This is a genomic window from Nocardia sp. MH4, assembly GCF_019266065.1.
In the GTDB taxonomy this organism is placed as follows: domain Bacteria; phylum Actinomycetota; class Actinomycetes; order Mycobacteriales; family Mycobacteriaceae; genus Nocardia; species Nocardia canadensis.
This window is the reverse complement of the sequence record NZ_LPNR01000108.1, coordinates 104,508-116,428: the sequence shown is the minus strand read 5'-3', so window position 1 is coordinate 116,428 and position 11,921 is coordinate 104,508. Positions and strand designations below refer to the sequence as shown.

Here is an 11,921-nt window from a genome sequence, read left to right as displayed (position 1 = left end):
GGACCAGACCCCGGCGCTACCGATCGATCCGCTGCGCGATGAGCACTTCGAGGCCGTCGAGGATGCGGTCGACGCCGTATTCGAAGGCGGCACCGGGCGCGGCCGAGGCACCGGCGCCCGTCGCGACTTCCTCGGCGAAGGCCGTCGTGACGGCGGGGAAGCGATCACCCGCGGCGGACATCATGGCGGTGAACTGGTCGGTGAACCGCTGCGCCGCCTCGCCGCCGACCGATTCGACCAGCTGCGCCAGGCTGCGCGCGTGCCCGTTGAGCAGCACGATGGTGTCGAGCCGCTCGGGGCCGGTCAGCCCGGTGCCGTCGAGGGCGGTGAGCGCGGCCTCGGTCCAGCTCATCTCGTTGGGGCCGATCGGCCGGACACCCAGGGTCAGTTCGATGGCCCAGGGATGGGCGCGGTAGCGCTCGAAGATGGCCTCCACCCAGGCGCGTAAGCCGGTGCGCCAGTGCGCCGGCGCGGCGCCCGGCGCGGGCGGGTCACCCATCGCCGCGTCGAGCATCAGAGCCGTGAGCTGCTCTTTTCCCGGCACGTACCGGTACAGCGACATCTTGGTGAAGCCCAACCGTTCGGCCAGCCGCTGCATCGACAGCGCGGACAGCCCTTCGGCGTCGGCCAGCGCGATCGCCTCGGCGACGATCCCGTCCAGGGTGAGCGCCGGCTTGGGGCCGCGCTTGGGGCGCTGGGCGGTGCCCCACAACAGTTCGACGGTGGTCGGCGGCGGCATCGGTCCATCCTCTCGAGAATTCCGGTTGACGCAGAACTGTGTCTACCATACTCTTATTCGTGTCCATCGGATACAGATTCCGCCGGACACAGATTCCGATCCGAGGAGCAGACCATGCGCAACCAGACCGTTCTCATCTCCGGCGCGAGCATCGCGGGCCCCGCGCTGGCCTACTGGCTGCACCACTACGGCTTCACCGTCACCGTGGTCGAGCGCGCCCCCGCGCTGCGTCCCGGCGGCCAGGCCGTCGACTTCAAGGGCGCGACGCATCTGGCCGTGCTCGAGCGGATGGGCATCCTCGACGAGGTGCGCGCCCGCCGCACCGGCACCACCGATGTCGCCTTCGTCGACGAGCACGAACGCGAACTGGCCTTCCTGTCCGGCGACTTCACCGGCGGCGACATCGAGATCCTGCGCGGCGACCTGGCCGAGGTCATGTACCGGCGGACCGAGCAGCACTGCGAATACGTCTTCGGCGACACCGTCACCGCGCTCACCGACACCGCCGATGGCGTACGGGTGGAGTTCGAGCACGCGGCGCCGCGCACCTTCGATCTCGTCCTGGGTGCCGACGGAATCCACTCGCGGGTACGGAAATTGGCGTTCGGTCCCGAGGCCGAGTTCGTCCGCCATCTCGGCTACTACTACTGCGTGGCGGGGGCGAGTCCGTGGAGCGATGCCGACCGTCCGCGCGAGCGAGCCCGCGGTGTCGCGTACAACTCCCCCGGCAAGCTCGCGATCGACGGCGGCTCCAAGGCCCAGCAGTTGTACATGTTCGCGTCCGCGCCGCTGGTCTACTCCCGCGAGGACACCGCCGCCCAGCGGCGCATCATCGAGCAGACCTACGCCGGCCTCGGCTGGCACGTTCCCCGCATGCTGGCCGAGCTGGCCGACTTCGACGACATCTACCTCGACTCGATCAGCCAGGTGCGGATGAAGGGCGCCTACACACGCGGCCGCGTCGCCCTGGTCGGCGACTCCGCCTACGGCAACACCCTCGGCGGATTCGGCACCGGCCTGGCCGTCGTCGGCGCGTACGTGCTCGCCGGTGAACTGGCCCTCGCCGACGGCGACCATGTCACCGCGTTCGCCGCCTACGACCGAATCATGAAGCGCTACGCCAAGATCGCGGGTAACAGCAATGCCGGGCCGTTCCTCGCCCCGAAGACCGCGCTCAGCATCGGGGTCCGCAACCGGTTCCTCGGTTCACGTGCCTTTTCGCTGATGCTGAAGTACGGCGACAAGGCCGCCAACGACATCGATCTGATCGACTACCCGGCGCGGGTGGCGGTCGCCGAGACGTCCTGAATCCGGCCTTGACTTGGAGTGCACTCCAAGTCCTATCGTCGCTGCTATGAGCATTCGTCTCGGTTACCAGATGCCCAATTTCAGCAACACGTCCTCGGTGCGCGAGCTGTTTCCCACGGTGATCGCGCAGGCCAGAGCGGCGGAAGCGGCCGGCTTCGACGCCGCGTTCGTGATGGACCACTTCTACCAGCTACCCGGCATCGGCGCCCCGGACGAGCCGATGCTGGAGGCCTACACGGCGCTCGGCGCGCTGGCCACCGCGACCGAGCGAATCCAGTTGTCCGCCTTGGTCACCGGCAACACCTACCGCAATCCGGCCCTGCTCGCCAAGACCGTCACCACCCTCGACGTGGTCAGCGGCGGGCGGGCCGTGCTCGGCATCGGCGCGGGCTGGTTCGAGCTCGAACACCAGCAGTACGGCTTCGAGTTCGGCACCTTCACCGAGCGCTTCCAGCGGCTGGAGGAAGCGCTGCGCATCATCTCCCCGATGCTGCACGGACAGCGCCCCACCGTCGACGGCGCCTGGTACCACACCGAGAACGCCATGAACGAGCCGCGCGTGCGCGACGACCTGCCGATCATGCTCGGCGGCGGCGGCGAGAAGAAGACCTTCGCGCTGGCGGCCCGCTTCGCCGACCACCTCAACATCATCAGCAACGCCTCGCTGCTGCCCCAGAAGATCGCCGCCCTGCACCAGCGCTGCGCCGAGGCCGACCGCGACCCGGCCACCCTCGAGACCAGCTTCCTCGCCTTCGTGATAGCCGACGAAGACGGCGACCGCGCCCGCAAACTCCAGTCCGATATGCTCGCCCGCGCCGGCATCGACCTGTCCGCGCTGTCACCCGAGGAGATCCGCAACAGCCCCGCCGACCGCCAATTCGTCGGCACCCCGGACGAAGTCGCCGAACAGATCCAGACCCGTGTCCTCGACCACGGCATCGACGGCGTCATCGTCAACATGATCACCAACGGGCACGAGCCGGGGGTCATCGAAGCGGCGGGCCGGGCGCTGAAGCCCCTGGTCGGCTGAGTTCAGGCCGCGGTGCCGGTGGTTGCCGGCCGGGTGCCCCACCTACCGGCACCACCTGTCTGATCAGTGTCCGGTCTGTGGCGACCCGGCTCCGATGGAACCGAATCGGCCGGAACCGAGGAGCGTAGACGACCGAGTTCCTTACCCTCGGCTTCGACCCGATGCCCGGCGATACGGCCCAAGCCGACACTCTCAGTACGAGAGTCAGGGCCGCGACTGACGCCGTCACCGAGGCGAAGTCCCTCCTGACCCGCCTTCGCAACAGCAACGACGAGGTATGGAATGACGGGGTGGGTGACGCCTTCCGCGCCAGCTCCCGCCCCTGGACCTCGCCTCTGCCTGAGCATCACTGGAGCAGGTGAGGACTGTGGTCGGTAGGTGGCACACCGATGTGATTGCCGTCCACTTGCCGACGCCCAGTCCCGGCACAATGCCACTACCGCCCAGGTGTCCTCGGCGACGACCGCCGTCACCAACTGCCAGAGCGGGATCGACGCGACCATGACCTCCGCCAAGCACTTTCAGACTTTTTTCGCCGCCAAGGCGGCCACCGCGGTGGCCGCTACCTTCCGGGCAAGCGCATCTGGGACAAGCCGGGTGACAGGATCGACGAGAACCGCGAAGCAATCCACGAGGTCCTGTCGACCACGGCAACGATCGGCGGCATCCTGACGCTCGTCACTCCGCCTCCGATCAGCGCGATCGCGCTGGGCTCGCTGGCGGCAGGAGCCGATGCCTTGCTCGCGTCCTCCGGCGCCACCACCGGTATGCGCTCAGCGCGGCAGCTCACCGGCGCAAAGGGTAAACCCTTCATGCAGGCGAGTCCGGCCACCGCGCTCGCGATACCGCAGCGAATGACCGGCGCCTCGCACACATCGATCGACGCCTCCACCGGGATCGGGTTTGACAGTGCACGCCACACCGACGGCGGCATCGATTTCGGCAGTACTGCCGGGTGGCTTTCACGAGCTACCGCCTACTCACATTCGTGACTCCGGCGAATCGGCCGAGGTGGCCGACAACTCGCCGAGGCGCCGTAGGCCATCGCGGATATGCTGACCGGGCTGCGCCCCAACAACTCCTGCTACTGCGCCATCGAGCAGCATGCCGCTCTGGGCGGCCTCCGGTGACGTCGTGGCTGCCCCCCCCCCTGTCGGGGGTCGACCGTGGCGGCACTCGGAATCCCCGGCTGACTACCGCCGAACTGACCACCGAAAGATCCTCCGAGGACGGCGATCGGATCACGACCGCGGTGTAGTCGACCGCCGATGTGGCCTGCGGGGCCGAGTTTCGGCCGATGATGTCGCCACTGACCTCGATGACGTCCGCCTCGGCTGTCGAGCACGAATTCGCCCTCGCGCTATGACCGATTCCGGAGCGGGTCTGCCACGTGCGTGGCGTACGCCCGCGACCCTGTGGACATTGGTATGGACGACGGCGCGCGCATGGCTGTTCGCGCTGCGGGTTCGCCTGCATGCCGCTTCGTCGATTTCGTCGACGTGAGCGATTCGACGACCGGATCCGCTGCTCACACTGCCGACAACCGGGCGATGGTCGCGTTTCTGGCTTTCCTGCCGTTCACGATGACGGTCTGGTCATCCTGCGCACCGGTATACAGAAGTGAGTCCACCTCGTCGACGCGCAGGGAACGATCGCGGGGACAACGACGTCGCGAAATAGACCGCGCCCGATTCGGACCCGACGACCAGTTCGTGTGGTTCGCCGATCGGCCGGACAAGGCCGGCTGATCGCGGCGCCCGGTGGTGCGCGGACTCAGCTGGCGTATCGGTCGATGTTCTACACACCACCGCGTTTCGGTATTTCACTGTTCGCCCCGGGCGGCCATCCGGATCGGACAGACCTGGCGAACAATGTCATTGCGGATGCCGCACCGAAGTACACGCGCGCTGCGCGGCGGACTCGACGATCCCGCGTTCCCCACACCCGCGCGAGCCGGGCCGGAAGCTGGCCTGCTTCTCGACGTTGTCGTGCACCTGTCCATCGGCTTCGGGGCCATGGTCCTCACCGACAAGATCACACAGCAGGCCGTGCTGCACCAGGACTGGAATGATCAGCGCGTCCATCGGTGGACGATCGTGAGAGTCTTCCTGCTCGCCTCGTTCGTCGATCGGGTCCTGCTCTAAGCGGTGTAACCCACGGCGCCCGGTGCGGCCGCTGCGGTCTCGTCGTCATCGACCACGGTACCGGTCGATGCCCCCCGGCCGAGTGGATCGGCCGGGGGGGTATCGACCACATTATGCCTGTCAGCCGGACGCCGATGCCGGTGACAGCGAAGGGGCCACCACCGGCATCGGGATCACACGGTCACACGTCGACGCGTTCGCGCCTGGTCGCCGCCGCGGCGGCCAGCGCCGCCAACAGCAGCCCGAGTGCCGCCATGCTGAGTCCGGTGAGCGGCACCGGTGCTACCTCCGTGGAAGCAGGCGCCGGAGCGAGTCCGCCAGTACCAGCGTGCACCGGGTACTCGGTGATGTCGGCAGAGCCCACACCCGAGTCCTCCGGCTGAAGCGGGCCACAATCACGCCCACCCGGTACCGCATTCTCCGGCTGAAGCGGGCCACACCCACACCCGCCCGGCACCGGAACCTCCGGTCGGGACGGACTCTCCACGCCACAGGAGCCACCGCTGAGCAGCTCGTGCAGTGCCTCGAGCCCACCCTCGATATCGACCTCGGGGATCTGCCCGTCTCGGCGCGGCACGACCGCTCCCGCGGTGATGCCGACACCGAGCCCGGTCCACGCTCCGATTCCGGCGGCGAAGACGCCGAGGAGGTACGACCGGAAGATGGCTCGCGCGACCGCGGTCGACACGATCGAGAGAATCGCGCCGAGCACCGCGACCGGGACACTGCCCGTGACCGCGCCGACAATCCATCCGACTACCGAGCCTAGGAGCACGCCGGGAACCGCCCCGAACAGGTTGAGCGGATTGATCAGCCCCAGCATCGCCCCGAGCACTCCACCGCTCACCGCAGCCGGGATCGCCACCAACGGGGCGGCCATCAGTCCGGCCAGTGCGCCGAGCACCGCTCCGACGACGACACCGACCGGGATCGTCACCAGCGCCGCGACCACGTCGATCGCCGTCATCACACCCGCCCCGACCACCACGCCGACCGAGAGTGTCGACACCAGCGCCGCGCCGAGACCAACCACCGCGAGCAGACCCGCAATGGCCATGATCGGTAGACCGACCAGCGCCTCGAAGGCAAGGTAGGTCGCGATCGCCAGCGGAATGCCGATCACCAGCATGAATCCGACCGCGATCGCCCCGACAGCCAAAGCGATTCCACCGACCACCGCCATGTAGATCACCAGGGTGATCAGGATCGCGGGAACCGCGAAGGGACCCGCGATCGCCGCAGCGATGAGCCCGATGACCACCAGGATCCCCATGATGATCGTGAACGGAATGGCGATGACAGCCACGATCGCGCCGATAATCAATGCCGGGATGATCAACGGTGCCACCAGCGCCATCAATGCAGGCAGGAGTCCCGCGACCAGTGCGATGCCGACAGTGGCCAGGAACGGCAGGAGCACCGCCACTCCGAGGACACCCAGGGTCACCACGAAGGAACCCAGCGCCGCCGCCACGCCAGCGCCGGCTCCGACAAGCGCACTCAGGATCGAGGCGACCCCGGCACCGAGACCGGCCCCGAGTAGGCCACCGGTCACTACCGATGCCAAGATCCCGGTCACCAGCCCCAGAATCGTCCCAGCGGTGGCAGTGACTATCGAGTCGATGATCGACGTGCCGATGTAGGTGAGGATGCCACCCAGCACTCCGCCGGGCAGAGTGCCGACCATACCTCCGGCCGGCATCCCCAGGACCGAGCCCGCGAGCACGCCGGGAATCCCCGGCAACAGGTTCAACGGACTGAGCAGTCCCGAGCCAAATCCCACGACAGCGCCGAGCCCGCCGGCGACGAATACGCCGACGACGAAGCCGACCACCGCACCGATACCGGCGTTAACCGGATCGAGCCGACCGCGGAACCACGCGTCGATGACCGATGCCACCTTCGAGATCGACCCCTGGTAGCAATCGATGACGCCGCCGAGCAACCGCTTCAGGTTGCTGTGGTGCCACGCCGACCAGGCGGCACCGATCAGGCTGTCACGCTGGTGCTGCGCACCGATTGTGAGGCTCGCCCAACCGGACACGGTGCCCGAGATGAACACCATGGCCGCCACTAATGCGACCAAGGCCGCCCACGGCAGTCCGGCGAACAGAGCGGCCAGGCCACCGACGAACGCACCGGGGATCGCACCGACGACGAAGCCGACGATCGCTCCCATCATGGACGACAGTAGCTGCGCCGCAAGCACACCGGTTGCCATACCGATCATCGAACCGAGCGCTGCGCCGATCGTGGCTCCAGCGAGAAGGCCGATCAGCGAACCAGCCGCGCTACCGATCAGCGCACCGATCAGGTTCAGCGGGTTCAGCGCACCGAGCACAGCGCCGATGACGGCACCGATCGGGGCGGTGATCAACACCACCAACGGGATAATCGCCAGCGCGAACAAGCCGCCGACCACCATGCCCGGCGCAGCCACCAGAAGCAGCAGCGGCGCCGCGACCAGCAGTACCCCGATGGCAAGAGCGCCGCCGATCGCGCCGAAAAGCGCGAAGGCGAGGCCCGCCAGGACGGCGACGGGCAGCATGAGGACCATCGACCCCAGGTAGACCACCGCGGCGATCGCCGCGGTGACTGCCAGAAACAGGGCAGCGAGAATGGCTGTGAAGAAAACGAATTCTACAGGGGCCAAGAACAGCGCCACGACCAATCCACCCAGCACCAACCCCAGGCCCGGCCAGATGACGATCAGGAAGGGAATCCCGATTGCCGCAGCGATCAGGCCCAGACAGATTTTCGTCAGCAGAACGTACCCGAACGCGAGTAGCGGCACACTCACCAGTGACAACAACAGCAGCGGCACCGCGATGGCCAACGCAGGGATCAGTGGAATCAGGATCAGCGGTAGCGCCAACAACAGCAGCGGCAACCACACCGGCGCGGTCAGCGCGTGCAGAGCCAGTGCGAGCCCACCGAGCACCAGCACCGGCGCGAGGACAAGTGCCGATACCAGTCCGCCGAGCAGAACCGCGCTCCCCATGGTCAACAGCGCGGGCCCGACCGCTCCCAGCAGGCCACCCAGTACGCCACCGATTCCGACACCACCGACGGTGGCGAGCAGCCAACCGATGAGCGCACCGCCGACGCCGCCGGTCACGCCGCTGAGAGCGGCGCCCGGCACCAGACCGAGGACTGCACCGACCAGCGTGCCGACGGAGCCGCCAACGACAGCAGATATGGGATTCGACAACCCGAGTAGCGCACCGATGGCCGCACCGGGGATACCTATCGTCAGGCCGCCGAGAACCGAGCCGAACATCGCTGTCCCCACCGGCACCGCGGCGCCTACCGCCACGGCCGACACCAGGTTGCCGAGGACTGGAGCGACCCGACTATCGAACAACACTTCCACACAGGCGGCCAGCGCGGGCCCCCCGACCGCCGACGCGGCGGCGACGAGCGCTTCGCGCGGAGCCACCATCAGGCTGCCAGGAGCGAGCACGACCGTCGCGCCTTCACGAACCGCGCCGACGGGATCGGAACGGAAGTTCTCGATCGCGGGGTCGATCGCCGCGTGCAGGAAGCCCACCGGGTCTTCGCTGAACCGACCGAGAGCCGCATCGGCCCACAGGGCAAGATCCAGCGCAGCGGAGCCGACGTGATTCTCACAGCCGCCCGCGGTACATGCCGAATTCGGCTCCGGCACCGGTGATCCGAGGTCGAAACGCGGCGACGGCAGCGGCCGGCCGACCTCACCCTGTTCATCCGGACCACGAGGCGACGCGTCATAACGCGGGCCGTCGCTCCCGCCGATCACGCTGTCGACCAGGGGCCGTACCACCGTCTCGAGTTCGACTCGCCCCTGTTCGATGGCGCCGGCGATCAGCGGCAGGTCAGGAGCGGGGCTCTGGTTCACCGGTGCCGGGGTGTCGTGGCGATTCCGATCGACGAAGACCGCCGCGGCGCTGTCTCCAAGATCTTCCAACTGTTGCCATATCGGCACCACATCCGGATCGGGCCGCGGCGGATCACCGATCGGTTCTCGCTGTGCCTCAACGCCGTTCGGGTGTGCTGGGCCGACCGCATCGACCACGGCACCGAGATCGAACCCTGGACGATCCGGGATCTGCGCTCCCGCCTCCGCCCCACCGACAAGGAAGTATCCGAGTATCGGCAGACCCAGGGCGAGCGCGCGCAGCACCCAGGCCGCTGTTTTCCACCCCCTCTCCCGCGTCGTGAAATCAGCAACGTCGTTCATGTAACTCTCACCCTTCGCAGATCTTGTTCAGCATCGATGGCAGATTTGATACAGGGTGTGACAGGGCGGACTTCTCCCCTGCTTTCCCGTCCAGGCGATTCCCTGGGATCGAGCGAGCGTCGCGCTCATATCAACCCCAGCCGAGCGTGACGCCGAGGGCTATCAATGCCTGCATGACCGGACGGGATGCCAGAATGGCGATGAGCAGGGCCACCAAAACCCAGACCGCCGTTCGACGTAAACGGTCGGCTTGTCGAGGTGAAATTGCTGACATCGTGAACCTTTCGTATATCTATGGACTCAGGTAAAGGCCGTCAGCGCGTCCTAGGCCATCGGAATCGAACGCTCACTGCCGGGCGCGATCGCGGGCAAGCGCGCGATCGCGCTGTTCCTCGAAACGAGGAATCTGCACGTCCCGAAGATTCCCCAAAAACCGATCCAACCGCTCGCGCGCTTGTTCGCCCCGGGCGGTGAAGTCTTCGCGACCGAAGATGTTCCACTTCCGCATGACAGGCTGCAGTACGTCCTCGAGGTGCTGCCGAAGGTCATAGACGCCGTATTTCGCCATCAGCACTCCGTTACGCCGGAAGTCCGGCATGCTGGAACCTGGCATGCGAAAGTTCTCTACGATGTTGTCGATGGCGACGATCGCTTGATCCGGCGCGAGGTCGAGGGCCGCACCGCACAGCGTGCGGTAGAAGATCATATGGAGGTTCTCGTCCGCGGCCAGCTGCTGCATTATTCGGTCGGCCACCGGGTCACCGCAGAATCTGGCGGTGTTGCGGTGGCTTATCCTGGTGGCCAGCTCCTGGAAGCTCACATACGCCACCGAGTACAGGAAACCTTGTTCGCGAAGCTCGCCCGAGTCGGCCACAGGTGGATTGAACCCGTTTGTCATGTGGGTCATGCGTGCCCGCTCCAGCGCCACGGGATCGACACCACGGGTTACCACCAGATAGTCACGCAAGACGACGCTGTGCCGCTGTTCCTCAGCTGTCCACCGGCCGACCCACGTCCCCCATGCACCATCCCGGGAGAAACTCTCCGAGATCTCACGATGGTAGGAGGGAAGGTTGTCCTCGGTCAGTAGGTTCGTGACCAGAGCCGCTTTCGCGACATCGCCCAGATGGGATTGGCCGGGCTCCCAATCACTGCCACCGAGAAATGCGAAGTTCTGGCCTTCTTCCCACGGAACATAGTCGTGTGGATGCCACTCCTTCGAGCGAGCGAGGTGATTGTTCAACGCCGCTTCTGCCACTGGCTCCAACTCACATAGCATTTCACGCTGCGTCAATTCACGGTTCATCTTCGAGCCACCTCTCATCGCCCGCTTCCTCGGCCGTGCCACGACGCACGCCGGAAATTTCTTTGGTACCTCACCGACTACACCACGGGTCCCGTTCGAACAGAAGTGCCAGATGTCCCGCTTTCCCGCGTTCGAGTTTTCGGGATTCGCGTGTCCAGTGACCCGTGCCGGGTGTTGCTCACTCCGGGACATTCGGCCCTGTCACCACACACGGAGATGAACCACAATCGCCGCAAATCAACTCACCGATACCCAAGCGAGAGGATTCGAAAGAATGCGCACAAGATGCGGTCTCGCTGGACGACTGTCTTCGGCGCGACACCCGGTTGCCGATACTGATATCGATGCCTGCGCCACGGCGGAGGTCTCGCGGCCGACTTCGCCGAGAGGAGCGTGCTAGTTCATGTACCGGAGGGAATCGACTGCGGCGGACATCGACCGCGGCGTGACAGTCCGGACCACGGGACCGGTGCCCGCAGTAGTGGTGGCGCGCATGGTCTACGGTGCGAGCCGCGTGCTGCGCACCCTCGACAGCGTGGCTATCGCGCACCTCAGAATCACCCGGTACTGCGGCGCAACGGAAGTCGCGGTGTTCCAGATCAACGCAAGCATCGATGGCAGACTGTGCCGGGTGCAGCTTCTCGGCGACGACGCCTCGGGGCCGCGCAGAATCATCGATCGGTTCGACCAGCAGCTCGATCAGATTCTGGCGCCGGGCAGACACGGCCCTTGGGCGCGCAGCGCGCCACAAAATCTGGCGGCGATCACCGAAATACGTCCGATTGCGCGACGCAAGGTATTTCGAGCACAAGTACTCGCACCGGCGGCCGCGAGCGCGATCATGGACACGATGGACTACGACGCATATCTGTTCCGCGACAGCGATACCGGCGAGGACGCCATCGTGTACCGCGCTGGAGCCGGCGTGCGACTACTCCGGCACACTCGGCTCGAGCTTCCCGCCGCGCGCGACAACCAGATCGCTGTCGATCTGACTCCGACACAGACCATCCCCGACAGCGTGGCAGCGAAACGACTGTGCCGAAACGGCTTGCCGTTTCTGTTTTCCGTCGACCCGGCCACGGCCCGCGGCCGACTTCTATACCGGCGATACGACGGGAATCTCGCTCTTGTCACGACGACCCCGGACCATCAGCGCCGATGATCACAGGGGA

The 11,921-nt window shown here is 66.5% G+C and carries 9 protein-coding genes; 6 read left to right on the top strand and 3 right to left on the bottom strand.

Annotated features, from left to right (window positions below; genetic code table 11):
* Window positions 1-16: 16 nt before the first annotated feature.
* A complete protein-coding gene (locus tag ATM97_RS20035) occupies window positions 17-739 on the bottom strand; it encodes a TetR/AcrR family transcriptional regulator (RefSeq protein WP_218719558.1) in 723 nt (240 codons plus the stop codon).
* A 114-nt stretch (window positions 740-853) separates the two neighbouring features.
* Between ATM97_RS20035 and ATM97_RS20030 the strand changes: the two genes are divergently transcribed.
* The 5 genes from ATM97_RS20030 (at window position 854) to ATM97_RS20010 (ending at window position 5,221) form a co-directional block, all read left to right on the top strand.
* On the top strand, window positions 854-2,047 hold the full coding sequence (locus ATM97_RS20030; protein WP_218719557.1) for an FAD-dependent monooxygenase: 1,194 nt from the start codon (window positions 854-856) through the stop codon (window positions 2,045-2,047).
* 46 nt (window positions 2,048-2,093) lie between these two features.
* Entirely contained in the window at window positions 2,094-3,077 is a 984-nt protein-coding gene (locus ATM97_RS20025; RefSeq protein WP_218719556.1) for an LLM class F420-dependent oxidoreductase, read from the top strand.
* 395 nt (window positions 3,078-3,472) lie between these two features.
* A complete protein-coding gene (locus ATM97_RS20020; protein ID WP_218719555.1) occupies window positions 3,473-4,069 on the top strand; it encodes a hypothetical protein in 597 nt (198 codons plus the stop codon).
* Between the two features lie 435 nt (window positions 4,070-4,504).
* Window positions 4,505-4,825: a hypothetical protein gene (locus tag ATM97_RS20015; RefSeq protein ID WP_218719554.1), complete on the top strand. Its 321-nt coding sequence runs from the start codon at window positions 4,505-4,507 to the stop codon at window positions 4,823-4,825.
* A gap of 135 nt (window positions 4,826-4,960) precedes the next feature.
* Window positions 4,961-5,221, top strand: coding sequence for a hypothetical protein (locus ATM97_RS20010; protein ID WP_218719553.1), 261 nt, complete (start codon window positions 4,961-4,963; stop codon window positions 5,219-5,221).
* A gap of 181 nt (window positions 5,222-5,402) precedes the next feature.
* Here the strand turns inward: ATM97_RS20010 and ATM97_RS20005 are convergent, their stop codons facing one another.
* Window positions 5,403-9,440: a hypothetical protein gene (locus tag ATM97_RS20005; RefSeq protein ID WP_218719552.1), complete on the bottom strand. Its 4,038-nt coding sequence runs from the start codon at window positions 9,438-9,440 to the stop codon at window positions 5,403-5,405.
* 346 nt (window positions 9,441-9,786) lie between these two features.
* Window positions 9,787-10,746 (bottom strand): acyl-ACP desaturase, encoded by a 960-nt coding sequence (locus tag ATM97_RS20000; protein ID WP_218719551.1) that lies wholly within the window; start codon window positions 10,744-10,746, stop codon window positions 9,787-9,789.
* A gap of 493 nt (window positions 10,747-11,239) precedes the next feature.
* Between ATM97_RS20000 and ATM97_RS19995 the strand changes: the two genes are divergently transcribed.
* Window positions 11,240-11,911, top strand: a complete 672-nt coding sequence (locus tag ATM97_RS19995; RefSeq protein ID WP_218719550.1) for a sigma 54 modulation/S30EA ribosomal C-terminal domain-containing protein — start codon at window positions 11,240-11,242, stop codon at window positions 11,909-11,911.
* The last annotated feature ends 10 nt before the right edge of the window (window positions 11,912-11,921 follow it).